This window comes from Streptomyces sp. NPDC088350, from assembly GCF_044753545.1.
In the GTDB taxonomy this organism is placed as follows: Bacteria; Actinomycetota; Actinomycetes; order Streptomycetales; family Streptomycetaceae; genus Streptomyces.
In genome coordinates this window covers 189,792-212,659 of record NZ_JBIVNL010000010.1, presented here as the reverse complement: position 1 = coordinate 212,659, position 22,868 = coordinate 189,792, and the positions used below count along the sequence as shown (strand labels likewise).

Genomic DNA, 22,868 nt, shown 5'->3' with positions numbered 1-22,868 from the left:
GGTCAGTCGGTCCGCAGGCTGCGGACCTCGAACGCGCGCTCCCATTCGGGATTGCGTTCGATGAGGAGCCGGACGTACCGGCTGCGGAAGTTGTTGTTGAGGCGGAAGTCGTCACCCTCGGTCGCCGTGACGTAGTGCCAGCGCAGGACCTCGAAGAGCATCCCGATGCCGATGCGGCGCGCGCCGCGCTTCAGGTAGTCGGCGGTCAGGGTTTCCAGGGCCCGGAGCACCCAGGGATTGAGCTGGTGGAACGTCTCGAACTGGGCCTGGATCGAGGACGGTTGCCCCTCGGGCTGCCGCACGGTGTGGATGACCAGGCCCGGTATCTCGCCCTGGACGCCTTCCATACCCACCCCCTGGTGACGTGTTCAAAGAATGTCACCTATCTTGAGGGTTGAGGCGCGGATGATCAACCCCCCTAGGGCAGGCCGGACTTCACACCCCGGAGCGGATCAGACGGAGGCCCGCTCGACGTCGCTCTCCATGCGAGCCTCGCGCGCCTCGTTGGCCCGCGCGATGTCACCGAGCGCCCTGACGGCGATATTCGAGTCGGGATGCTTGAGCACGTAGAGCGAGAGAGCCCCTTCGACGACCAGGGCCTCGCGGGCGTCCATGACGGCGACTTCGTCGCCGCCCGGTGTGGCAATGAGCTGCACTGCTGCCTCCTTGGCGAATTGAGATTACATATATCTTATTCGCAATTTGAGGCCATGTACAGTATTTACGCAGGTCAGAGGCCCTTTGATGCGTGACGGCCTCGGGTGAGGATCCGGCTACCCGGCCCGTCGTAAGTGCCGGTCCGCAGGGCGGCCACGACCTCCTCGTCCGCGTCCCACGACACGCTCCGCGCGCTCTGACGCAGTTCCGGCACGGCATCGAGGACGGTCTCCAGGAGCCAGAGCATCGACCCCGACAGCAGCCAGTCGCATCCGGGGAAGCGACCCGTCGCGATGGTCGTGGCGAGGTTCCCCTGCGCGGGCAGGTGGAACATCGCGATGATCTCCTGCTGGCCTACGATCGGGGGAAGTTGGTCTCCCAGGTCCGGCTCCCAGCCCGCGCCCTGCTCCGCGACGATCCGGGCCTTCGCATCCAAGTCGACCTGGCGGAACCGCGTCGTCGTCGTGCCGAACCGAGCCGCGAAGCCGAGCGGCCAGTAGCGGACTCCGCTGACGACCAGGGCGGTCGACGGGTCCAGCACGCCCCGGCTCGGAGCCAGCCACTGCGCGACCATCTTCGGGTCGACGCTGTACAGGGCGGCGAACTCCTGATGCCCGACCAGATACGGCTTGCGCCGGCTCATGCCCTGTCCTCCGTTGTGCGTCCTGGATGCAGCACGTCAGCGTAGCCGTGCGGGTGCGCCGGGGTGCGCGACAGGTCGCTGCTAAGGTGGCGGCGGTCTTTCCAAGAGGACCTAGGAGATGGCCCCACTCCCAAGGGAGTGGGGCCATCTCCATCTACGGCTCTCATCATCGACGGATATGCACAGTTATCGTTGCGCCACTGATACCCGCCCCACCTATCACACCGATTGCGGCAGCCGCGCCCTCATGTCCACTGAACGCCAGGACAAGAACTGCAGCTACGCATATCAAGGTGGAAGCAGTTGACACCCACGCTAGAAAGCCGCGCCTGTCATCTGGAGCTCTTTCCGGGGTGTGCCCACTCGTTGAATCCCTGATAATGGACATCACACCTCACTCTTCGCGGCGAGGACACTTCGAACGTTGATCCATCCATCCCTGAGCGATGGAACGTCTACATAGCCACGAAGGAGCTCGGCAAGGCCGCAGGGAAGTGGAGCCCTCGGATACTGATAGATGGGCCAAGCTGGATTTTCCATCTTGGGTGGAGAGCTCACAATGCGTGCTACCTCAGCCGCGATGGCACTCGGTCGCGGTACTAGGTCACGCCCCCCAAGGGGCCTATGCCATAGGCCCTTACGATGAGCCCGCTGGTCTATGATTTGCCATCCGCCAGCAGCATACGACCGCCAGAACAGAATCCACTCCCCGTTAGCCGCTGAGATATGCGACCAAGGACCGTATGGCATCTGCCCCATGCAGAGGTTTTGACCTACAAGGACGCCCGCTCTCAGTAGCGCCTGCGAAACGGCGCGAGTGTAACCGTGATGTCCTGAGATGCGTTCAGCGCAATCGTGAGCTTCAGTGTACGAAATCACTTGGTCTCCCCACGCCCAGTACTGCAAAGCAGTCTGATATGAGAGGCCGTGAGTCTTCATCAGCGCACGGACCGCGAATTTGCGGTCGAAGTGACGGACCATCAAGCGTTCCTGTTCCGGCGGCCTTCCCACGCTTCCCGTCTGAACGGTGCTTGACACCCTGCGCAATCCCCTAGGGACCTTCGAGCAAGTTGGCTCACCGTGGCGTGGGCACGATGATCGCTCAGGTTGGCGCTGCTACCTGCGGAGACCATAGTAGCAACACCAGACCCATCAGGAGCGATCAACTATGCGCACTGTATGGACAGTTCAGGAAAGCAGGGCTCCGAAGACTCCAAGCGCCAAGCCTGCCACGGCAACGAGCACCGTCAAGGTCGCCAACGGCCATCTCCTCGTCTCCAGGGACGAGACTCGCTGCTCCAAGCCCTCTAGGGCCTTGTCCGTCTGGTCGCTGCGCTGGACGAGCAGCGCCAACTGACCGTCAATACGGGCGAAGCCGACCTCCACCGTCGCCCGCAGCTCGGCCAGGGCGAGAGCAACCTCTCCCTCGGGCACGTCATCCTCCTCTTCTCTCGTCAGCGGCCGGTCAGTTCGCCGGTGTGGCCGGATCGCGCTTCGCGGTGAGCCACGATGCCGTTCCCTGCCTGCCCAGGACCGTGCCGACCGTGGACTTCAGTGCGCTGAGCGCGGCAGGCATCGAGGCGACCGCGGCGGCTTGCCATGCCGTCAGGGACACCAGGTCAGTCGTGCTGGACGCGGCCATCAGGCCCAGCAGCGACTGCACGTAGGTGGCGAGGGTGCGCTCGGCTATGTCGGCGAGGGCCTGCGGCATCGGGTCGTTCTCCTGGGACGGGGTGGTCGCGGTCTGCTCGGTCGTGCCGGCCTGATGGGGGACGTGCAGGGCAGTCCAGGTCTGAGGTCCGGGGATGCCGTCGGCGTCGGCGCCGTGGAAGCCGCGTTTGATCTGGAAGGCGGTGTACGAGCGGCGGTGCGCCTCGTTCCAGACCTGCCCGGGCGACACGTCGTAGGAGTCGCATCCCTCTGCGATCAGGCGCTTCGCCATCGCGGCGATCACCGGTGAGGAACGCCCCACGCGAAAGAACTGGGCGCCCGGGTACGCCGCGTACTTCGGGGTCGGCTTCGGGACCGGCGTGGGCGTCGGCTTAGGAGTGGGCTTGGGCGTCGGCTTGGGCTTGGCTCCGCCCTTGAGGTGGCGGGCCACTCGGGCCCGGAAGTCGCCCATGTCGATGCCGCCGGGATCCGGCTTGCCCGGCTGCCACTCCTTGTGGCCGATGACGCTGCGTTCGTCCCACCCGTGCGCGCGGCAGACCGCCGCCGCCGCGCGCGCCATGGCGTCGAGCTGCGCGGACGGCCACTCCTGGCTACCGGTGTTGATGCACTCGAAGCCGTAGAAGTGCCGGTTCCCGTCGGTGTCGGCCTCGTTGTCGCGCGGGAGGGTCTTCTTCTCCGCGATGACCGCGAGCAGGACGTCGGTGTCGCCCATCCCGGCGTGGTTGCAGCGTCCGTAGCCGACCATGTGCACGGTGCCGGAACGGTCGATCACGCCGTGGCACAGGGGTCCGGGCAGGTCCTGGTAGCCGGTGCGGCACAGCTCCACCATGTCCTTCTCGGAGCTGTACGGACCGGTGTGGTGGATCATGACCCCGTTCACGGGGCCCCAGTTGCCGTGGGTGTTGCGGTTGTGGGTGCGCCATGTGCCGTGCTCGACGACGCCGAGCCCGGCGCTCTTCAGCGCGGACAGGAACTTGTCCGCGCTCAGCGGTGTAGCCACGCGCTTCGTCCTTCTCCCCTGCGCCGGATGGCAGTCGGCCGTGGCCGCTGCGGCGGTCCGGTCCCTCGGGAGTGCGAAGCGGGTGGAGGGTCACCCTGCTGTCAGGATACTCACTGGTCGGCGCGGCGAGCCGGATCGCATCCACCGCAACGCGCGCTCAGGATCTGCTCATGCAGAGTGAACTCCTCATTGCTGTAGTGGGGTTGGCGGGGACGGCCCTTGGCGCCGGGCTGGGCGTGCTCGGTGTGGTCCTTGCGGCCCGGTTAGCCAATCGCGCTCAGTTCGACGGTCAGATGACACAGGCCCGCCGTGAAGCCTTCCACTCCTGCGCTCAGGCGTTAATTGCCCGTCAGACGGCTTTGAAGGAGCACTTGGACCTTCTGTCCGACGTCGCCAATGCAGAGGAAGACGGCCTCGACCCACGCACGCGACATGCGCAGTGGCAGTCCTACTGTCAGCAGAAGGAGAACTTCGCGAGGCTCAACGCTGACGCGCTCCAGGCGCTTGGCGCGGTGGCCGTCGTGGGCACACCCCACGTATGGAGGCAGGCGACCGCCACCTCTGAACGTGCCGAAGTGGTGTACGAGCGCCTGGAGGCATGGTTCAGATCCTTTCGAGGTGAAGAGGACTGGGTTGGCGGCCCGGTACGCCGCAGCACCTACCGGCAGTTCAACCGCATGCTCGACGAACACAACAACGCTCTTCACGCCTTCCTCGACGCGTGCAATGCGACGTTGTCGCCTACGCCGCGACGCCGACTGCGCTCGGTACCGCGCCAACCCGCCATCAGCCCGATACCCTGGAGAGTCGCGAGGCAATGAGCTCTATGAGGCATCGTCGGCCCTGTCTGTACGGCAGGAGGCGCCGTCCAGGCTGATCCAGGTTGCCTGGAGACTGCCGCCGCCCTGAACCCGCAGTCGGACCAGGCCCTTGGGGGTGATGTCGAGTTGGAGGGCGCGACGGGCGGCGTCGGAGGCGACATCGACCGTGCGCGGCGCTTCTGGCCAGTACCCCTCGGGCAGCAGCGCGATCAGCTGGTCGTCGGTGGCCTGCCCGCCGACGAGGCCGATGCGGCCGCAGAACTCCGTGGTGTCCCAGGGATTGGCGCGGAACTGCGGCGGCTGCTCCTCGTCCAGGACCGTGGTGTCGCCGGTCAACGGGAGGTCGTGCCACTCCGGGTAGGGAGCGCGGCGAGCGCGTTCGAGGGTGGTGACCCTCTTCTCCAGCCGGGCCAGTCGGCGGCCGAGGTCGGCGATCGTGTCCGGCATCTACTGCTCCTCCTCGCCCGTGTCGTCCTCGGGCTTGTTGGTGCGTTCCAGCTTCAGCGTGACGCGGTCGGCGGTCTCTCCTTCGCCGGGCTTCACGGTCCAGCCGACGATCCGGCACCAGCCGTCGTAGGCGGTGTGCGGCTCGAACAGCCGGATACGGACGTCGTCTCCGATCCGGAGCGCGTCGATGGGCGCGGCCGGGTGGTCGATGATGTCCAACTCGGTTAGCGAGGGCAGGACTTGACGTGCCAGTCGTTCGCGGCGAGTGCGCTGCTTCAGCTTGGCGGCGTCCTTCTCGCTCGTCTCCAGCCGGTGTTCCAGGCGGAGACGCCCGTTGCGTACGCCGTCGATGACGACCGTGCGCTTCTTGCCCTCGCCCGCGCCGAGTCCAATGGCCCACTGGGCATAGGAGTCGGCGTCCTTGATGACGTGCGGGGTGCCGACGACATTCGCGCCAGTGGTGAAGGTCAGGTCCTCCCGCCGCCGGCCGAGTCGCGGCGCCCCGAGGAGGATGCGTCGCTCGGCGCGCCGCCCGCGCCAGGTCACCGTCTCCGACCACTCCAGGCCGTCGTCGATCTCAGCCATCTCGTCCACCATCTCGCCGAGGTTGCGTGGGTCGGTCTTGGAAGTGGTGTAGGGGTCCTTCGCCGTGCCGGTCTTGGCTGTCGACTTCGTGTCGTCAACGACCACACCGAGGTCGCCGTCGGGCTGTGCCTGGCAGTACGCCCACACGTCGCGGATCACCTGGCACGGGTCGGCTTCGATGTAGGGGCCGCGGCCGTCGAGGTTGCCGTGGAGGTCGAAGCGGCGGTGGAGGTAGCTGCCGAACCCGGAGGCCTCGACGGGCAACGTGCTGCCCTCGGGCTCGGCGCGCCACAGCAGCCCGCCCCAGTCGAGGCGGGCGTCGCGCTCGACCAGGAGCACGGTGTCGCCGGCGTCGAGCAGTTCGGACAGCGCGCGGCGGAACGTGGTCGGCACGGTCGCCTTGAGCGAGCCGGGCCCGGATATCTCCGGGCCGTACTCGACCTCGCCCAGCGGCAGGTTCCAGTGCAGGACGTCACCGGTCGCGGCCCGAACGGCGATGTAACGGAAGTCGGCCATCGTCACGCGGGCCCTTCCGTGAACGCGACGTCGAGCGTGACCGTCGTGCCCTTCGCAACGGCCAACTCCCCGTCGCCGTACTGGTCGTTCTGGTTGATCTCGACGGCCAGGTGCTGGCGGCTGCCCCGGTAGGCAGGGGGTACGGCGACGTCGTCGGCCAGGGTGACGCTGGAGCGGCGGGTGGTCGTGCCGTCGTCGTCCACCACCGTTGCCTTGGCCGCGCGCTCCCCCAGCCGGGTGCGCAACTCGGCGTAGACGGGGCCTGCCTCGGAGCGCAGTCCGGAGAGCGTGACGACGATGGTGGCCCGTGTCGCCCAGGTGGGGATATCGAGGTCCCAAGCGGCTTCCTTGGGCCAAGCCGCCCACTGGCCGTGCTTGCCGGGCACCTTGTCGGTGGTGGTCGGGTGTACGACGCGCAGGAGGCGTTCGGTGCGTGGGTTCGCGATTTGCCGCAGGTCCGTGATCATGTCGGCGGTGATCGCCCCGGTGTTACGGGGCAAGGTAACGCGGGCCAGAGCGATCCCGGTCATACCGTCGGGCACGGCGGAGGCCTCGCCGGTCACTGCCTCGACGACGTGGAAGTAGCCGATCTCCTGCGTGCGGGGGTCGCGTTCGCCTTCCCACTCGGGGTCCTCGATCCGCAGGACGATCAGGTCGGTGCGGGCGACCGGGCCGGTCGGTGAGATGCCGACCTCGGCGTCGCCGATGTTGCTCTGGGTGTAGGCCCCTTGCCAGGGGCGGGCACCGTGGACGAGAGCCGAACCGTCACCGACCCGGACACCGGGGCCGGGTGTGGGAAGCGGCCGGACCTTCAGGTCCTCGCTCTCCGCGATGCCCTGCCGGCCTCGGGCAAGGTCGCGGATCATCAGGCGCATGGCCCGGGCGGAGTGGTCGGCCCCGCGCACCATCATCGGGGGTTGCAGCGTCACGAGTGCTCTCCGTTCACAGGGTGGTGTACGCCGACCGCCACGCCACCTCGAGGCGCGCGGTGGCGGACGGGTCGTTCGCGCTCCAGGCGATCTCGGACCGTCCGGGCGGGAGGGTGAACAGGTCGAGACGGGATGCGGGGCTCAGGTCGTTGGCGACGTTGGTGGTGCCGTTGCGCAGTGCCCAGCGCGTGCCGGGCCGGGTCTCCAGCTCCACCCATTCGCCCTCGCGCAGCGTCACGTCGAGGTCGAGGACGCGGCGGGTGCGCGTGTTCCAGATCCGCGGCCCGGTGACCGGGCCGTGCACGCGCAGGCTGGGATACGTCGGCACGTCACCGCGGTTGGTGATCCAGCCGGGCCGATCGTCGGCCAGTTGGTGCTTCGGGTCTGCGGAACCGGGACACCGAGCGCCAGATCCCAGCGCCTCGTCGAGGGTGCGGTCGGGATGGTCGGCGCGAGCGGCCTGGTCCAAGTCGAGGGTCAGCGCCGACAGCTCGTCGTCGTACCAGCGCGGGTCGTCCAGACCCGCGAACTCGATGTCCAGTGGGATCCATCCGTGTACGGCGGTTGCGGTGCTGGTGGCTTCCATCCGTCGAAGTCGCCCGTACATACGGCGAGTTGTGTGTCCGGGCCACCGGCCGCGCAGGATGTGACGGCCGTCCGGGCTGGTGCGGGCGTCGGGGTCGTCCAGCGCCAGCTCCAGCCGGGCGAGGATGGCGGTGGCCTTCTCCGGGTCGCCGGGGGTCTTGATGCCGGCCTCGAAGCGCAGGGTGCGCGGGCCGTAGAAGTCCCGGCCGGGAGTGGTGCCTTCGCTGTTCGGGTTGTCGGCGTCCTGGGGTCGGGTGGCGGGCGCACCGAGGCCTTCGATGTTCCCGACCGGTACGTAGCTGCCCTTGCCGAGGACGACGCCTCCGATCTCGTACTGCCAGGGGGCCAGTTCGGTGCGGCTACTGGTGTGGGGTGCTGTGGTCATCACACTCTCCCGCCCCGCTGCGCGTTGCGCAGGGTGCGCATCATCTCGTTGCCAATCTGTTCGGGGGTGGCGGCGCTGTCGGTGACGGTGACCGGCATGGAGCCGATCAGTGGCTGCTGTTCGCGTACGACGACGACCTGGACGCGGCCGCCGGCGCGGGCGTCGACCACGCGGGTGCGGGCCTGGTCGCTGCCGGTGCGGATGTCGAAGGAGCGCACGACACCGGCGATCGCCGCCGCGTTGCGGGCCTGCTTGAAGGAGTTGGCGAGCAGCGGGCTGTAGTCGCGGCTGCGGGCACTGCGGATACCTCCGTCGGCGAACCACTCGACCTGCCCGCCGAACCGGTCGACGACGGTCTCCACGACGGCCTTGCTGCGCTCGCGCTTCGAAGTCCCGAGTGGCACATAGGCCTCGCCCCCGGTCTCGGGTTCACCCCAGACACGCCAGCTCCCGGCCGGTGCGATCTGCGCGACGTGCTGTTCACGGCGCGCATCGCCGGTGAGGCCGCCGTCGGCGAAGTAGTCGACCACGGCGCCGTCGGCATGCCGGTCGACGTTCTTGCGCAGGTTCTCGGCTTGCTTCTCGATCGCGTCGGCGGTGCTCCCGGTCTGCTTGGTGAGCTGGTCGAAGACCGTGACGTGCCGGGTGGTGACCGTCAGTTCCTTGCCGCGCAGTGCGTCGATGCGGCGCTGGATCGAGTCCGCCGCCTTGCGCGGCCCGGAGGTGGGGACGGTGACCTTGACGTTCTTCGTGCCGGGAACCTTCTCGACCCGGAAGCCGAGGGCTTCAAGTTCCTTGCGCGCCTGGGCTGTTGGGGCTCGGACGATGACGGACTTGGCGCCCGGTGTGGCGCGGAGCTTCGTCTGGATGGCCTGAAGGTTCTTGATCGCGGCCGCGGTCGGCGCGGACACCGGGATGTTCTTACTGTTCGGGGTCCGGCCGAGCGTCTCGATGAGCGTGTCAAGGTTCTTCTTCGCTCCCTGCGTCGGCGCGGTGATCCTGATCTGCCGCGTACCCGGCACGGTCTTCACGGTGAACCCGAGGTCGCGGAGCTTCTGCTGCGCACCGTCGCTGAGCGAATCCACCTTGATCGTCTTGGAGTTGGGGAGTCGCTGGAACTCCGCCTGGACGGCGATCAGGTTCGCCAGCGTGCTGTCCATGCCCTTCGTCTGGAGCAGCAGCGACACCTTCGACGGCAGCAGGCCGAGGCTGTCGGCAACGCCCTCGGCCTGGGCCTTGGTCAAGCCGTAGCCACGCGCAGCCGCGATCGCCTCCGTACGAGCACGGCTCATCTGCTCGCGTGCCTTCGTGAGCGCGGCCGGCAGCGTCTCGCCGTTGCGCTGCGCGAGATCGAAAGTCGCCACCGAGGCATCGGCCGCCGCGTCGGACAGGGCGGTGAGCTGGGTGTAGAGCTGCTGGCCGTTCCTCGTCGTGGTGTTGAGGGTCTTGTCCTCGTTGACGAGCTGGCGCCCGCCGTAGCCCTGCTGACGGCTGACGCCCTTACTGCCCTCCTGGAGGTCGAGGACCGCGCTGTTGACCTTGGCCTCGGCGGCCTGGAGGGAGATCTGTCCGCCCGACAGCAGGTCGAGAGCCGACTTCAGAGACCGGGTGCGGGTGTCGGCGTCGGCGGTCTGGTCGGCCAGGCCGCCGACGGCCGCCTTCAGACGGTCGTACGCCGACGTGCCATCCCCGGCTCCCTTCGTCGCCGCCGCCAGGTCCCGCGCGTTCTTCACCGACTCGGCCATCTCGCCCTTGACGCTGCCGAGTGCATCGGCGGCGTCCTTGTACTGCTGACCGACGTCGGTGTAATCGAGGACCGACGACTTGCCGCCCGCCACGTCCCGGTACTCCCGGTGGGCGTTCGCGGTCGTGAGGAGCTGCTTCTGCAGCGCGTCCAGGCTCGTGCCCTGTCCGAGGTAGGCGTCGGTGAGGCTGGCCAGCGGCACGCCGGCCTGCTCCATGACCTTGGTCAACTGGCCCTGGTTGGTTTTGGTGTCCAGCAGGGCCTGGGCCGCCTGATTGCGGACGTTGGAGTCGATCTGCCCGCCGGACTCGCGCAACGCGGAGGTGAGGGTGGAGATGCGCTGCTGGTGTTCGGCGGCGGCTTGCGCGGCCTTCTGCTGGCGGGCGGCCAATAGTCCCAGGCCGATCGACACCCCGGCCATGACGACGCCGAACGGGCCGCCGAGCGCGTTGGTCACGCCGCCGAGTGCCGAGCGCAGTCCCGACCCGGCGGCCCGGCCAACGCCGTTGAGCGTGCCGGTGAACGTGGTGCCCGCCCCGTTCGCGCTGCGGAACGCGGCGGTCATGGTGCCGAGGAAGCCGACCCGGGCCTGGAGGGCAGCCCAGGCGGCGCCGTACCGGGACAGGGTGACGCCCGATGCGGCCGCCAAGGACTGCTGGAGGCGCATCTGTTCGTTGGCCGAGGCGAAGCCCGAGCGGACCGGGCCGCTGACGGTGTTCGCTATGCCCGTCAGGGTCGGCTGGACGCGGCGGAACAGGAGCATCGCCAGGGCTGCGGACTGGATCGGCGCGGGCAGCGCGCCGAACGCGCTGACCAGTCCGCCGACGAGGTGGCCAATGGGTACGAGGACAAGGGAGAGCCCGGAGACGGCGTCCAGCGCGACGTTCGCGACAGTGGCGACGATGTCGAGCGTTCCGGCCGCCGCGCCTCCGTCGTCGCCGAGGTCGGCGATGGCCCTCAGGAGGGGTTCCGCGCCGTCGGCGGCGTTGTCCAGGACGTCGCCCAGGGTGCTGGCGGCGTTGATCAGCAGGTTGAGGCCGGTGGCCAGCGCGTGCTCACCGATGTCCTGGAGCGGCCCAATGAGCCGCTGGGCCTCATCGGTGAGCGACCCGATCCCGTTCTTCGTGGACTCCTTCAGGTCCGGGCCGTACAGGGTGGCGATGTCGCGGCCGTACTCAAGAGCAGTGGTCAGGTAGGGCGTGGCCCCGGACATCCCGCGGGTGAGCAGACGGGTTACCCATTCCAGGCCGGGCGCCATCCCCTCGTACAGGGCGATGCCGGTCTGCCTGGCCTGAGTGCGTAGCTGTGTCATCGCACCGGTGAGTCCCTTACCGCGCGAGGCGGTGATGGACGCGGCCGACCCGGTCTGGTCGACCGCCATGGCCAGGGCGTCGAAGCTCTCGGTGCCCTGATGGGCGAGCGCGACGGCGCCGCTGAGCGCGGGCTTGCCGAAGGCGCGGGTGACGGCGGCGGTGAAGTCCTGCTCGGACATGGAGTGTTCGGCCTTCGACAGGCCGTCGATGACCGTGCGCAGCCCGCGGAAACGCCCCTGGGCATCCCAGGCTTCGATCCCGAGGTCCTTCAGGCCCTTCTTCATGGCCGGCGTCGGTGCCGCCAAGTTGGCGAAGATCCCGCGCAGGCTCGTGCCGGCGGTCTGGCCGAGGATGCCGCTCTTGCCGAGCATGCCGACCGCGGCCGCGGTGTCCTGGAGGCTGACGCCGAGCGCGTTCGCGACCGGGCCCGCGTACCGCATCGAGTAGTAGATGTCGGTGATGGAACCGGACGCGTTGTTCGCGGTGGCCGCGAGCGTGTCCGACGCCTTGGACGCCTGATCAGCACCAAGGCCGTACTGATCCATGATGTCGCCCAAGTAGCGGGCGCTGGTGGCGGCGTTGACGTCGGCCGCCGACGCGAGCTGGAGCGAGGCGCGTACGGCGTCGATCGACTGGTCCGCGCGGAAACCCGCCCTGCTCAGTTCGACCATGCCCTCGGCGGCGTCGGCCGACGTCGTTGTGGGCAGGGTCAGGTCGTTGCCGAGTTCCTCGGCGACGGCGGCCGCCCGCTTCATCTGTGCGGCGGTCGCATCGGTCACCGCACCGAAGAGGTTCATCTGCCGCTGGTAGCGGTTGCCCTCCTCGATGATCTCGCCGGTGCCCAGCACGAGGGCGCCGCCGGCGAGCATGTTCGTGGTGGACATGCCGCGCCGACCGGCACCGGCGGTGGCCCGCTGGAGCCGGGACATCGAGCGGGCGCCGTCGTCCCCGGCCGCGCGCAGTGCCGTACGGGCGGCCCCGGCGCGGGCGGTGATCCGGTTCAACTCCCCCACGGCTGCGCGGGAGGAACGATTCAGCGCGGCGAACTGCGTAGCGAGCCGCGCCCCGTTGGCGTCCAGCCGAGCCAGGGAACGGTTCGCCGCGTCGGTCCGGTCAGCGAACGTACGCATCTGTCCGGAGGCAGCACGGGTTCCCGCGATCAGGTCGCGGACCTCGGCGCGCATCGCGACCGTGAGGGTGAACCCGGCCACCGCAGGCGGCCTCCTTACAGGGTGCGGAGGTGGATCAGGGGCGCTGTTCGTACTGCTCGCGCGGAAGGAGCTGGATCTTCACGCCGTAGCCGGACCGGTCCTGGGGGACGTGGTCGCGTTCCTGCTCGATCAGCTCGCAGCCGGGGCAGCGCAGGGTGTCGGTGACGTAGGCGTGCGGGTCGCCGCCGCGCTGGTGGTCCCACTCCTGCAGCCGGGTGCGGCACTCCGGGCACACCGACCGCTGCCAGTGCGCCCACGCCATCGCCTTGGCCCGGTCGAGGTCGGACCAGCGGCCGTCACCACCGAGGAACTGCGAGTGCGGGATGCGGTACTGCTCGCACAGCTCCAACTCGGCGCGCAGATCGGCATCGCGGCTCAGCCTTTTCCCAGCTCGACCCGGCTCTCCTGCTGGACCTTCCAAGCCGCGTCCCACAGCGCGTTCGCGTCCGGCGTCGACCAGCCGTCGAGCAGTTCCTCGGCTTCCTCGCGGCTCATGCCGTCCACGGAGGCAGCCGCCACCAAGGCGGCGGGGAAGGTGTCCGGGTTGAAGATCGACCCGTCCTCCGCCTGCTGTTCGGTCGGCGGATGCTCGGAGATCAGCTCTTCCAGAGCAGGACGAGGCAGGGCCCGGAAGATCAGGAACTCCGAGGCCTCATCAAGGAGTTGACGGATCTCGTCCCGTGCGGTGTCGGCGTCGGCCGACTGCCGGACGGCCGATTCGTCGCCAGGGTTCGCCTCGGCGACGAACCGGGCGCGGCGGGCCCGCTGTTCGGCGTCGTCGTACCGCTGGCGCAGATCCTCGTCATCGCAGATCCGCAGTCGCTTCTGCGGACGGGCCCGTCGGCGAAGGCGGTCCATCTTGGCCGACCACGCCCCCTCCGCCGACGTGGCGGAGGAAGGCGGGCGGTTGTCCGGGGTGCGGCGCGTCACGATCAGCCCTCGTCACTGTCGTGCTCGCGGACCGTCGCGGCGGTCTTCGTGGTGGTGACGCTGGACAGGCTCACCGTGCGCTCATCACCGTCCGGACCGTGACCGTGGTCATGCCCGTGACCATGGTCGTCGCCGTGGTCGTGTGCGGGCTTGGGGTCGCAGTCGTCTTCCGGCAGCGGGTGAGGGTGAGCGGCGGGCGGCACCGGCCGGTCGAGCGACGGTTCGTCGGTAATCGTGTAGTCGACCTTGAACTTGGCGGCCTCGTTGCCGGTGGAGTAGGTCGCGGCGCGCGTGGCGACCTGGACGGGGAACACGTCGACCGAGCGCGAGCCGGGCAGATCGCCCTTGCGCAGCAGGACCACGTACCCCTCGGCCCCCTTGGGCAGTTGCTGCTCGATCGCGTCGGAGAACCTGTCCTCGTAGAAGGTCAGCGAGCTGCTCTCGGCCTTGTCGTTGCCGGGGATCGACGAGTTGAAGGTGCTCCCCATGTCGGGGGTCTCGATCGGCTCGTTCTCCAGCGCCCAGCCCTCGATGTCCGAGACGGCGTCGGTCAGGACGAAGGCGTTCGTGATCTCACGGCGGCTGGGGTACTTCGGGTCGTTGATCTCCGTCGCCCAGAGGATCTTGGAGATACCGCGCCGAAGGAATCGGGTCTGGGTGGACTTCTTCAGGGACACAGGTCCGCTCCCGCTTCCGGGGCAGCGTCCCGTACCGAGGCCCTGCCCCTTGACTTCAAAGGGGGTCGCCTGGCCTGGGGCCTAGCGTCCGCGCGGGCCTCCGCGGTGAGGAACCTGAAGAGTCTTCAGGCTGGCGTCACGGTGATCGTGACGCGTTGTACGTAGGACACGATAGCTCCTGCCGCCGACACCGAAGGCTCCCCTCCGGCGTCATAGGTCAACTCACGGTCGATGACCCGGAGTTGAGGAATGCGCAGGTCATAGGCCCAGCCGTTGTCGTCACGGCCAACGAGGCCGGCACGCACCCGGTCGGCCAGCCACTCGACCTGATCAGCCCGCTCTCCGACGGAGGTGACCTGATACGACCAGGCCGCATCCGCGTGCCAGTCCCACAGGGGCGGACCCGTGAACTCGGCGGGCAGGGAGTCGAGGACCGTGTACGGGACGGTGGCGGGCTCCCAGCCGGACTTGCCCTGGACGCGCGGGAGTTCACCGACACCGCACGGGCGTCCGGTGATCTGCTCGACGAGGGCAGTCAGCGCGCGGGTCACCGGCAGTCGGGCGGTCACGGCAGTACCCCGTCCGCGAGGGCCTGGATGAACTCCGGTTCGGTCTGCCGGAACGCGGGCTCGACGTGAGGGAACGGCGGTTGCCGGTAGTGCCGCCCGATCGAGTCCACGCCCACGAAGCCGTACTCCAGCCGTCGCGCCTGCGGTGCGTCGGAGAACACCTCGGCGCTGACCTCGCCGCCCCCGATACGCATCCGCACGTCCCAGGAGGCCCGGTAGTGCCCGGTGATCACGTTCGGGCCGGGCCTGCCGCTGGCGTTGCGCTGGATGCGGACACGCAGCAGCATCGCGTGATGCCGCGTGATCGTCCGTGTGCGGGCACGGGTGGCCGGGCCCATCCGGGCGAGGGCGGCGGCCAGCGCGATCGGGTCACGGAACGCGGCCGCGTCCGGATGAGCGTTGGGGTGCGGGTTCACCGTGGCCATCAGTCGATCGCCTGGATCCGGACGATGCGCACCACGCTGAAGGTGCCTACCGCCTCGTCGGAGACCCTGAACCGGCGGCCGACCAACTGCGGGTCGCGCGGTCCCTTGGGACGGACGGACCCGGCAACCCGGATCACGTCATCCCTCCGCAACTCAGACGCGCCAACTGGCAACACGGCCTGATACTCGGTAGTCGGCGGCTCGACGGCGACCGCCCCTGCGATCGGCCGCGTGATCGCGGGGCGGCCGTACGGCATCACCGCACCAAGGCCGTCCCACACCAACTCCTCGTCCGGCTCCGGCTGCACCAACTGGCCCGTGGCCTCGTCAAGCACATCGTCGGCGCGGCCCGCGCTGTCGCGCCATGCCTCCAGCTTGTCGTCAAGGATGCGTCCGACGACCCGGCGCACGCCTTCGACGTCAAAGGCCACGGGCCCACTCCCCGAGCTGGGTGAGCATCGCCCTCGTGAGCGAGTACGGCTCGCTGCCGAGGTCGGGGCGCGTGAGCGCGGCGCGCTCCAGCGCCTCCGGGTCGATCGCTTCGAGGAAGACAGCCGCCGCCGGACCGGGGTCTGGCACGTCAGCCACCGTGACACGGGCCATCCCTGACCACTGGGTGTCGCCTCGGTCCGCCACGTGCAGCAGGACCTCCGGCCGTTCCCCGGCGAAGTGGCTGACGGTGTACGCCTTGATGGCGCTCGGGTCGATCGAGGTGCCGTCGATCTCGATGTCGGCCCGACCGCCCTGCGCAGTGATCTCTACGCGCCGGGCGGCGGCCGTGTCGTTCATCCGATCCATTCAGCCGACGCTAGGAGAGCTGTCGGACAACAGGGGCGGGATGAGCGGTCAGGCCGGTTTCCTCGAACAGCTCGCGGCCGGAGGTTCAAAGGCTCGTAGCACCCCGCCTTCAAGCCGGACGAACAGCCCGGTTTGAAAGGCGATCAGCCCTAGAGCCACCCGCCCAAGAGCCCGTTCGGGCAGGTCTGTAAGGCAGCTCGGCACCGGAAGCACGGACGGAACTGCTCGGGGATCCAGCGGGCGAAGCAGAGCGACCTCGGCGCGCGTGAGCAATTCCGTCGCGAAGAGGTGGACGATGACTTTCCTGCGGCGCATCTGGGTCACGTCGATCCCGACCTGGCGACGGATCGCCATGCCGTACTCCACGCCGCTCATGGCGTGACTCGCCGCGCGCTCGGCTTCCCGGTCGTTCTCGATTGCGGCGCCAGGCAGCACGAACATGCCGCGGCCCACGTCGTTGAAGAGTAGGTGGTCCGGTTCGACCCGTACGAGGACCGCGGCCCAGACGATCGGGGGCCTCCAGTTCTCGTAGGGCGCTCGCCGACGTATCAACGGCTGCTCGGCGCACCTCGCTGTTGGGCTGGCCAACATGCTTGCTACGGCTGTTGTCATCAGGCTCCGCCCATCGCAACAGCCACGATCTCTTCGAGGTGGCTCGGCTGACTGGTGCTGGGAATGGGAGCGATGTGGCTGCCGTGGTCGAGGAGCCATTGCAGGGGTGCGGCCGACCCGTTCGTACGGGCGAGGAGGCCGGCGTCGAGCGGCCGGTAAGCCACGTACGGAATGCCGAGTTCGCCACACACCTCTACCGCGTCGTCGTAGCGGTCGGTGGTGTTGAGGACGTTCTGCACCGCGGCGACGGGCAGGTCCTTGCCCACCAGATGGATGGTCTCGGGGGTGACCTTGGACAGGCCGATGTGCCCGATCTTGCCCTCGTCCTGAAGCGCCTGCAGGACGGCGATCTGGTCGTCGAGTGCCACCTCGGGATCGATGCGGTGCAGGTAGCACAGCTCCAGCCGCTCGACTCGCAGGCGGCGCAGGCTCGCTTCCGCACAGGCCCGGAGGTAGTAGGGGCTGCCGAGGGGCATCCACTGGCCTGGTCCGGGGCGCACCATGCCGATCTTCGTGGCGATCAGCACGTGCTCCGGGTACGGGTAGAGCGCGTCACGGATCAACTGCTCGGCGGTGTGGGGGCCGTAGGCGTCGGCGGTGTCGATGTGGCTGATGCCGTACGTGTTCACGGCTTGACGCAGGATGCTGAGCGCGGTCTCACGGTCTGAGGGCTCGCCCCACGTTCCGGGGCCGGTCAGGCTCATGGTGCCGAAGCCGAGTCTCGATACGGTCTTCCCGGCGATGCTGATGGTGCCCCCGGGCAGCGCGGATGTCATACGAGGGCCTCCGTCAGGCAGCTCCGCACGGCTTCGTCGACGATGTGGGCCTGGCTGTCGGGGTCGCTGTGGACCCGAAGGTGTGGGATGTCGTCACGGTCCAGAAGCTCGTGAACGTGATGGTCGACGAGGCGCCGGTAGCGCGGGTCGTAGACATGGCCGGCGTCGACGGGCACGCTCTCGTCGAGGATCGTCGCCAACAGCAGGTGGTATTTGGGGAGTTGGGTGGCAGCGAGCGTGAGGAGACGTTCGCGTTCCGTCCGGGGAGCCGTCTCACCGCGATATTCCAGCGCGGCGTGGAAGTAGGCGACGGCGTCATGAGCGGCACGGTCGAGAAGGACGACTTCGGCGCCCTGCGCCACGGCGGCGATCTCGTCGGCAATGCCCTGCACCATGATCCACTCGGTGGACCGGGCGGTGTGGTGCTGCATCTTGGGCAGGCCGGCCGCCGCGGCCCGCTTTGCGAGACGGCCGGTGCGGCCCACGGTGATTCCTTCAGCGCGCAGTTCCATCTCTATGCGCTTCAAGAGCGTGGTCTTGCCGGTGGAGTGGGTGCCGAGCACGCCGATACGGATGGGCTGGTGGGTGGTCACCACAGGGTGGGTTCCTCTTCTGGTTCGGAGGCGCCGGGCAGGGAGGGCGGCACAGCCGCGGCGATCAACTGGTCCCAGGACTCGTAGTGGCCGGCCATTGCGAGCAGGAGCTGGGCGGTGGCGTACGCGTCGTAGGTGGCGCGGTGCCTTCCGACTCGCGGGGCTTGCGACAGGTCAGGTGCCACGTGCTTGATCAGGGCATCGAGGGTGTAGGAGGACAGGCCCGTGTAGGTCGCCTTGGCGAGGCGCAGGGTGTCGATGACCCCGGCCGGTTTCCATGCGGGGAGGTGCCGGTGCAACTCCCGGTAGTCGACATGGGCGTTGTGGGCGCAGATCCAGTCCTGGCCGAGGAAGGCGCCCACCTCGTCGGCGAGTTGAGCCCAGACGGGCTGGGCGGCGAGGACGTCGTTGGTCAGGCCGTGGATGTCGGCCGCGCGCGGGGTGACCGGCCGTTCGGGGCGGATCAGCCATGCTCCGGCCGTGGTGGTGTCCGGGATGCCGGCGCGGACGGGCAGGGCGGCGATCTCGACGAGGTCGGGCGGGTTGGTGCCGTTGCCCTCGACGTCGACGACCAGCAGCGTGGGCCAGGAGGCGAAGTTCATGGTGTGGTGAGTCCGTTCTCCGCCTCCCAGCCGATGGGGGCCCGGCCGTGCTGGCGGTGGAGGTGGGGCTTAGCGCGGTCGTGGCACTGGTAGCCGAACCCGTGCTGGAGGAAGTAGCGGGGCGGCTCGTCCAGTCCCTCGACGACGATGGCACGATCGTTGATCTCAACGTCGCCGATCGCCCCCAGGGCGCGCGCCTGCCGGGTGACCTCCGCCAGATCCGGCCTGACCCAAGCCCTCTTGCACAAGGCGATCTGCGCGGGCGGGCAGATGCGGCACAGCTCCTTGATTCCGAAGTGGCCGTTGTAGTCGGCCTCACCGTGCGCGTAGGCGACACCACAGCTCGTCTTGAGGAACAAGGTCCCCCACGGCGCGCCACCGGGGTCGTTCCGGGACGCGTACGCCTCCATGATCCGCTGCTCGGCCAACTCCGGCATGATCTTGCGGCGGGCCGTGTCGTCGTACGGCGTCGGCAGGCCGTGCGCCTCGTAGTAGGCCCTGATCTCGTCGCGGAAGAACAGCCCCGTGAACACGGTGGCATGGGCGTGAAGGGAGAGTTCGCGGGCCCGCTCCAGGTGCTCGTCGGAGTCGTTGAGGCCCGGCACGATCGGCCGCCAGTACAGGACGGTCCGGTAGCGGTCGGCGTGCTCGTAGAGCATGCGCAGGCTGTCGGCGGCGTAGGTGGAGTTGACGGGTTCGATGGCCGGGTCGTCGATGCCGGAGTGCGTCACCAGAATGGTGAGGCGCAGGTTCTTGTAGGAGTTGAGGACGGCGCAGTCCTCGGCGCTCACGCGCCACCGGGTGATGACCAGGACGTGGTTGGTCAGGCCGCGGTCGTCGAGGTCACGCAAGACGGCGAACAGGTGTGGCTTGACGACCGGCAGCATCGGGTCCGTGGCCCGGTTGAACACTTGGATCGGTGTCCGGTGGGGCCGGAAGTACGGGTGGCCGACCAAGGACGCGACGGCGGCTTCGTCGCTCATCAGGCGCTTGGGCGTCTTCATGCCGAAGTTGTCGAACAGGTGGCGCACGCAGTAGCCGCACTCCAGCGGGCAGCCGACGATGTGGTTCAGCGATAACCCCGACTTGCGGTACTCGATCACGTCGGCGAGCGCGGGCTTCAACTCACCGATCTGCTCCACGGTCAGCAGCGGAAGCAGACGGCGGCGCGGTACGACGGGGATGGTCATCAGGACCTCCAAGCGCGGGCTGTTCAGCGGTCGGTGGGTGTGGCTGAGCAGGGATGGGGGCGGTGAGCAGGCTGCGGCGGTTGGCGCCGAACCAGGTGCCGAAGTCGCGGCGGGCGGCGTCCGCGTCGTCCGAGGTGTGCACGAGGTTATGGACGAGGCGCTGCTCTTCGAGGGCGCGCTCCAGGCTGTCGTGGCCGAGGTCTCCGCGGATCGTCCCGGGTGCCGCCCGCGGTGGGTCGAAGTGGCCGATCAGCTGACGCAGGCGGTCGTGGATGCCTGGCTCCCCGTGGGCGAGAGCGACCGTCACCGCTTTGCCGGCGTAGGCGTCGTCCAGGCAGACGGGGATGTCCCGGTCGGGGAAGTGGTCCGCGTCGACGAGGAGGTCCCAGTAGTGCACATGGGCCTGCCACGGCTGCACGGTGACGTCGCGACGGCTGGCGACCGTACCGACCGCAGCCTCGATCCGCTCAAGGATGGCGTCTACCAAGTCGCGGTCGACGGCATCCGGCTTGCACAGGATCACCGAGCACCGGTCGAAGTCGGCGATCTGCAGACGGCGCCCAGGCCCGTACCAAGTCCCGTACTCCCGGCGGGCACTGGCCGCATCGTCGCTGGTCTGGACGAGGTTGCGTATGAGACGGTTCTCCGCCTGAGCGGCCGCGAGGCTATCGTCGCCCAGGTCACCGCGGATCGTCCCGGCCAGCGCCCGGGTCGGATCGGTGTGCCCGACGAGCTGGCGCAGCCGGGCATGGAGACCGGGTTCACCGTGCGCGAGCGCCACGGTGACCTTCCGGCCAGCGAACGCGGCATCGATCCGGAACGGCAGATCGGCCAGGTTCCGTCGCCCGGTGTCGGCGAGGAGATCCCGGTAGACGACGTGCGCCTGCCACGGCTCGGCGATCAGGTCCAGACGGTCCGAGACGGCGATACCCGCTGCACAGACCATCCCGAGGATCTGGTCGACCAGACCACGCGCCACGGCGTCGGGTTTGCACAGGATGACCGCCCAGCGGTCGAAGTCGATGCCCTCGACCACCGTGCCGCTCATCGGCCGGCTGCCGCTCACCGGGAACCGCCACCCGAAGTCGCGGCGCAGACCGGCCACTTACGTTCCATGAGCCAGCGCAGGTTGGGATCGAGCGCGGCCAGGACATCCGGGTCGAATGCCGTGGTCCGGTCGTGCTGGATCTGCCGGTACAGCTCGAACAGCAGCACTACTTGCTGCCAATACGGATCCAGGTCCAGGCCCGCAATGTGCTCGGCGCTGTAGCGGCGGCGGTTCGTACGGAGCACGTCTTCGTGGTGCAGGACGTCCGCGATGGTGGAACCCTCGGTGTTCCGCGGCATCGCCGGGAACGGGAAGGACGGCGGCGCCGACCGGGAGTCCGCCTCCTCCAGGACTCGCTCTACACGCTCGGCGTCGCTGTTGTTGACGTGGGCGGACCCGATCGTGTGCGTGTACGTCCCCAGCTCCAGGCCGAGTTGGATCGCGGCGTACTCGTGGATCATCGTGAAGGAGAAGACGTCGGACAGCAGGCCGCAGTCAAGGTCGTTCGCCCGCATGTTGCACACCATGTGCAGCCGCCCATCGCGCAAGAGCAGGTGCAGGCCCGCCAGGCACGCGACGTCGGGGTTGTCGAGGTCGGCGAGTTCCTTCGCCGCGAACACCGGCAGGTAGCCGCGTTTGCTGTCGGTCTCGTTGAGCAGCAGCTTCACCACCTGGTCGAACTGGGACCGGCCGCCGCGGATCGGGCTGAACAGCGTGTGCCCGTAGGCGGACCCGCCGAGGCGGATGCCGTCGGCGCTGCTGGCGTGCATGGACGTCGAGTAGTAGCCGATCATCTCCAGGTCCCGGCGGCCGGCGAGGTACCACAGAGCCTCGGCGAACTGAAACACCGGATTCGCCCGGCGCTCGGCCAGATACGGGAGGCGCTGACGAGGATCCGTGAGTCGGAAACTGACCCCGATCACTTCACGGGCGGCGTTGCCGCGTGCGTCAATTCGGTGCTCTGGCTGCTCGGTTGTGAGTCGCAGCAGGGCGATGTAGGCACCTTCGACGCTGTCGAAGATCGGTGCTGTGAGCAAAGCACTCTCCAGGTCGTGAGAACAGAAATGCGCCAAGTGAGGCTCGGTGAGGGGGAGTTGAACCCGCGCCTGGCAGCGGATAGGAACGGGGCTGCCGTGCATGGGGAGGCAGGAGCCGGGGCTGCCCACGGGGTGCGTAACGCGGCGGCCCGGCCGAGGCCAGCAGCGTCGGCGAACTTGACGGCGCCGGCGTCAGCCCTCTGTTGCACGGTCGTGGTCAGCGGTGGTGCGGCTTCCGACTGCCAGTTACTTGGTAGTTGTTGCGTCGTCGCCGTAGAGGCTGTCGGGTGTGTGACTGCGGACGTGTCGGTCCGAGAGAGCCCCTTGGGTGGTCGTCGACTTCGGATTGGGGTTGTCCTTGGTGTCCCGCTTGATCTGGGCCATCGCGGCCCTGACGGTGGACTTCTTGTTGCTCGTCACGCGGTGCAGCCTCTTTCTGCTCGGTTCTCATCGGAGACCGCTCCGGCCGTCGGCCGGCTCAAGGGGGAAGGGCGGAGCGGGGTTTTGGCGGGCCGTCCCCTGTTGCGGGCCTTCCGCCATGGGCCGGGCATCCGGGTCTGCGCAGACAGGAGACAGAAGTTCATGACGCGTCGGCCGGGACCGGTCGGCCTTCCAGGAGATACGCGGGGTGCAGGGACGGGTCGTCCAGCACGGCGACCGCGGCTCGAATACGCCGCTCGGTGTGCGCCCCAGCCACTTCGCCAAGCTGGTGGAGCGGTACGAACCGGTACCCGATCAGTTCCGGCTGTTCGCCAGGGGTCGCTTCGGGTAGGACGATCTGGGTGTCGCTCGGCACTGTGCCGAGGTCGTAGACGAGGTTCAGTCCCTCTGTCGCCCCGGTCTCCTCGTTGCGTGGAACGTAATCCACCGCGAGGAACCGTCCTGGCGTGATGATCAGACCCGTTTCCTCGCGCACCTCCCGCCCGCAAGCCAGGTGCGGTGCCTCGTCCCCGTTCGCGCAACCGCCGGGCAGTCCAAAGGCTCCGTCCCTGTAGCCCTTCTGCACCATGAGCACCGCCCCGGCCTCGTCCCGGATGATGGCGAGTGCCCCCGTACGACGACGGGGCGGATTCGTGAAGTCAGTGTCTTTATGCATGCCTCTCC

At 68.5% G+C, this 22,868-nt stretch carries 26 protein-coding genes and 1 pseudogene; 1 reads left to right on the top strand and 26 read right to left on the bottom strand.

All coding sequences use genetic code 11. The features are described 5' to 3' along the window. Window positions 1–2: 2 nt before the first annotated feature. The 5 genes and pseudogenes from ACIQBL_RS33330 to ACIQBL_RS33310 all read right to left on the bottom strand — a co-directional run. Window positions 3–347, bottom strand: a complete 345-nt coding sequence (locus ACIQBL_RS33330) for a hypothetical protein (RefSeq protein ID WP_401948365.1) — start codon at window positions 345–347, stop codon at window positions 3–5. A gap of 105 nt (window positions 348–452) precedes the next feature. Next, window positions 453–656 (bottom strand): hypothetical protein, encoded by a 204-nt coding sequence (locus ACIQBL_RS33325; RefSeq protein ID WP_401948363.1) that lies wholly within the window; start codon window positions 654–656, stop codon window positions 453–455. Window positions 657–730: 74 nt separating this feature from the next. Continuing rightward, entirely contained in the window at window positions 731–1,300 is a 570-nt protein-coding gene (locus tag ACIQBL_RS33320; RefSeq protein WP_401948360.1) for a hypothetical protein, read from the bottom strand. 1,188 nt (window positions 1,301–2,488) lie between these two features. Next, a complete protein-coding gene (locus ACIQBL_RS33315) occupies window positions 2,489–2,734 on the bottom strand; it encodes a hypothetical protein (protein ID WP_401948357.1) in 246 nt (81 codons plus the stop codon). A 328-nt stretch (window positions 2,735–3,062) separates the two neighbouring features. After that, window positions 3,063–3,971: pseudogene (locus ACIQBL_RS33310) on the bottom strand (peptidoglycan-binding protein); the annotation flags it as partial. Window positions 3,972–4,141: 170 nt separating this feature from the next. Between ACIQBL_RS33310 and ACIQBL_RS33305 the strand changes: the two are divergent. Further along, the gene (locus ACIQBL_RS33305; protein ID WP_401948355.1) at window positions 4,142–4,792 is read left to right on the top strand and encodes a hypothetical protein; all 651 of its coding nucleotides are present in this window, start codon (window positions 4,142–4,144) and stop codon (window positions 4,790–4,792) included. Window positions 4,793–4,795: 3 nt separating this feature from the next. Here ACIQBL_RS33305 and ACIQBL_RS33300 read toward each other — a convergent pair whose 3' ends face one another. From ACIQBL_RS33300 to ACIQBL_RS33200, 21 genes are all read right to left on the bottom strand, one after another. Continuing rightward, a complete protein-coding gene (locus tag ACIQBL_RS33300; RefSeq protein WP_401948352.1) occupies window positions 4,796–5,239 on the bottom strand; it encodes a hypothetical protein in 444 nt (147 codons plus the stop codon). Continuing rightward, window positions 5,240–6,346: a hypothetical protein gene (locus ACIQBL_RS33295; protein ID WP_401948350.1), complete on the bottom strand. Its 1,107-nt coding sequence runs from the start codon at window positions 6,344–6,346 to the stop codon at window positions 5,240–5,242. It abuts the gene before it with no gap. Further along, window positions 6,343–7,269 carry a hypothetical protein gene (locus ACIQBL_RS33290; protein ID WP_401948347.1) on the bottom strand — a complete coding sequence of 309 codons (927 nt, stop codon included), beginning with the start codon at window positions 7,267–7,269 and terminating at the stop codon, window positions 6,343–6,345. The genes ACIQBL_RS33295 and ACIQBL_RS33290 overlap by 4 nt, the downstream gene beginning before the upstream one ends. 13 nt (window positions 7,270–7,282) lie before the next feature. Beyond that, window positions 7,283–8,239: a phage distal tail protein gene (locus tag ACIQBL_RS33285; protein WP_401948344.1), complete on the bottom strand. Its 957-nt coding sequence runs from the start codon at window positions 8,237–8,239 to the stop codon at window positions 7,283–7,285. Then, window positions 8,239–12,507 (bottom strand): phage tail tape measure protein, encoded by a 4,269-nt coding sequence (locus ACIQBL_RS33280; RefSeq protein ID WP_401948341.1) that lies wholly within the window; start codon window positions 12,505–12,507, stop codon window positions 8,239–8,241. The genes ACIQBL_RS33285 and ACIQBL_RS33280 overlap by 1 nt, the downstream gene beginning before the upstream one ends. A gap of 34 nt (window positions 12,508–12,541) precedes the next feature. Beyond that, entirely contained in the window at window positions 12,542–12,856 is a 315-nt protein-coding gene (locus ACIQBL_RS33275) for a hypothetical protein (RefSeq protein ID WP_401948338.1), read from the bottom strand. Window positions 12,857–12,882: 26 nt separating this feature from the next. Beyond that, window positions 12,883–13,437 carry a hypothetical protein gene (locus ACIQBL_RS33270; RefSeq protein ID WP_401948335.1) on the bottom strand — a complete coding sequence of 185 codons (555 nt, stop codon included), beginning with the start codon at window positions 13,435–13,437 and terminating at the stop codon, window positions 12,883–12,885. A gap of 2 nt (window positions 13,438–13,439) precedes the next feature. Continuing rightward, window positions 13,440–14,114 carry a hypothetical protein gene (locus ACIQBL_RS33265; protein ID WP_401948332.1) on the bottom strand — a complete coding sequence of 225 codons (675 nt, stop codon included), beginning with the start codon at window positions 14,112–14,114 and terminating at the stop codon, window positions 13,440–13,442. A gap of 125 nt (window positions 14,115–14,239) precedes the next feature. Beyond that, window positions 14,240–14,683: a hypothetical protein gene (locus tag ACIQBL_RS33260; protein WP_401948330.1), complete on the bottom strand. Its 444-nt coding sequence runs from the start codon at window positions 14,681–14,683 to the stop codon at window positions 14,240–14,242. Next, the gene (locus tag ACIQBL_RS33255; protein ID WP_401948328.1) at window positions 14,680–15,108 is read right to left on the bottom strand and encodes an HK97 gp10 family phage protein; all 429 of its coding nucleotides are present in this window, start codon (window positions 15,106–15,108) and stop codon (window positions 14,680–14,682) included. Before ACIQBL_RS33255 ends, ACIQBL_RS33260 begins: the two co-directional genes overlap by 4 nt. After that, window positions 15,108–15,539, bottom strand: coding sequence for a DUF6093 family protein (locus ACIQBL_RS33250; protein WP_401948326.1), 432 nt, complete (start codon window positions 15,537–15,539; stop codon window positions 15,108–15,110). The genes ACIQBL_RS33255 and ACIQBL_RS33250 overlap by 1 nt, the downstream gene beginning before the upstream one ends. Further along, window positions 15,529–15,906, bottom strand: a complete 378-nt coding sequence (locus ACIQBL_RS33245; RefSeq protein WP_401948324.1) for a hypothetical protein — start codon at window positions 15,904–15,906, stop codon at window positions 15,529–15,531. The genes ACIQBL_RS33250 and ACIQBL_RS33245 overlap by 11 nt, the downstream gene beginning before the upstream one ends. 48 nt (window positions 15,907–15,954) lie before the next feature. Beyond that, the gene (locus tag ACIQBL_RS33240) at window positions 15,955–16,359 is read right to left on the bottom strand and encodes a hypothetical protein (RefSeq protein WP_401948321.1); all 405 of its coding nucleotides are present in this window, start codon (window positions 16,357–16,359) and stop codon (window positions 15,955–15,957) included. A 158-nt stretch (window positions 16,360–16,517) separates the two neighbouring features. Beyond that, window positions 16,518–17,294, bottom strand: a complete 777-nt coding sequence (locus ACIQBL_RS33235) for an aldo/keto reductase (protein ID WP_401948319.1) — start codon at window positions 17,292–17,294, stop codon at window positions 16,518–16,520. After that, window positions 17,291–17,887 carry an AAA family ATPase gene (locus tag ACIQBL_RS33230; protein WP_401948316.1) on the bottom strand — a complete coding sequence of 199 codons (597 nt, stop codon included), beginning with the start codon at window positions 17,885–17,887 and terminating at the stop codon, window positions 17,291–17,293. The genes ACIQBL_RS33235 and ACIQBL_RS33230 overlap by 4 nt, the downstream gene beginning before the upstream one ends. Then, window positions 17,884–18,489 carry an exonuclease domain-containing protein gene (locus ACIQBL_RS33225; RefSeq protein ID WP_401948313.1) on the bottom strand — a complete coding sequence of 202 codons (606 nt, stop codon included), beginning with the start codon at window positions 18,487–18,489 and terminating at the stop codon, window positions 17,884–17,886. The genes ACIQBL_RS33230 and ACIQBL_RS33225 overlap by 4 nt, the downstream gene beginning before the upstream one ends. Next, complete coding sequence (locus ACIQBL_RS33220; protein ID WP_401948310.1) at window positions 18,486–19,679, bottom strand: radical SAM protein; 1,194 nt, start codon at window positions 19,677–19,679, stop codon at window positions 18,486–18,488. Before ACIQBL_RS33220 ends, ACIQBL_RS33225 begins: the two co-directional genes overlap by 4 nt. Next, entirely contained in the window at window positions 19,615–20,784 is a 1,170-nt protein-coding gene (locus tag ACIQBL_RS33215) for a nucleoside-diphosphate kinase (RefSeq protein ID WP_401948308.1), read from the bottom strand. Before ACIQBL_RS33215 ends, ACIQBL_RS33220 begins: the two co-directional genes overlap by 65 nt. Next, window positions 20,742–21,764, bottom strand: coding sequence for a thymidylate synthase (locus ACIQBL_RS33210; protein ID WP_401948305.1), 1,023 nt, complete (start codon window positions 21,762–21,764; stop codon window positions 20,742–20,744). The genes ACIQBL_RS33215 and ACIQBL_RS33210 overlap by 43 nt, the downstream gene beginning before the upstream one ends. A 246-nt stretch (window positions 21,765–22,010) precedes the next feature. After that, window positions 22,011–22,184, bottom strand: coding sequence for a hypothetical protein (locus ACIQBL_RS33205; protein ID WP_401948303.1), 174 nt, complete (start codon window positions 22,182–22,184; stop codon window positions 22,011–22,013). A gap of 160 nt (window positions 22,185–22,344) precedes the next feature. Then, window positions 22,345–22,860 carry an NUDIX domain-containing protein gene (locus tag ACIQBL_RS33200; protein ID WP_401948301.1) on the bottom strand — a complete coding sequence of 172 codons (516 nt, stop codon included), beginning with the start codon at window positions 22,858–22,860 and terminating at the stop codon, window positions 22,345–22,347. Window positions 22,861–22,868 lie beyond the last annotated feature (8 nt).

Bases quoted from the DNA above. Each gene is read 5' to 3' on its own strand.
- ACIQBL_RS33330 (WP_401948365.1), bottom strand. From the start codon at position 347: ATGGAAGGCGTCCAGGGCGAGATACCGGGCCTGGTCATCCACACCGTG.
- ACIQBL_RS33320 (WP_401948360.1), bottom strand. From the start codon at position 1,300: ATGAGCCGGCGCAAGCCGTATCTGGTCGGGCATCAGGAGTTCGCCGCC.
- ACIQBL_RS33305 (WP_401948355.1), top strand. From the start codon at position 4,142: ATGCAGAGTGAACTCCTCATTGCTGTAGTGGGGTTGGCGGGGACGGCC.
- ACIQBL_RS33300 (WP_401948352.1), bottom strand. From the start codon at position 5,239: ATGCCGGACACGATCGCCGACCTCGGCCGCCGACTGGCCCGGCTGGAG.
- ACIQBL_RS33285 (WP_401948344.1), bottom strand. From the start codon at position 8,239: ATGACCACAGCACCCCACACCAGTAGCCGCACCGAACTGGCCCCCTGG.
- ACIQBL_RS33255 (WP_401948328.1), bottom strand. From the start codon at position 15,108: ATGGCCACGGTGAACCCGCACCCCAACGCTCATCCGGACGCGGCCGCG.
- ACIQBL_RS33245 (WP_401948324.1), bottom strand. From the start codon at position 15,906: ATGGATCGGATGAACGACACGGCCGCCGCCCGGCGCGTAGAGATCACT.
- ACIQBL_RS33235 (WP_401948319.1), bottom strand. From the start codon at position 17,294: ATGACATCCGCGCTGCCCGGGGGCACCATCAGCATCGCCGGGAAGACC.
- ACIQBL_RS33225 (WP_401948313.1), bottom strand. From the start codon at position 18,489: ATGAACTTCGCCTCCTGGCCCACGCTGCTGGTCGTCGACGTCGAGGGC.
- ACIQBL_RS33220 (WP_401948310.1), bottom strand. From the start codon at position 19,679: ATGACCATCCCCGTCGTACCGCGCCGCCGTCTGCTTCCGCTGCTGACC.
- ACIQBL_RS33200 (WP_401948301.1), bottom strand. From the start codon at position 22,860: ATGCATAAAGACACTGACTTCACGAATCCGCCCCGTCGTCGTACGGGG.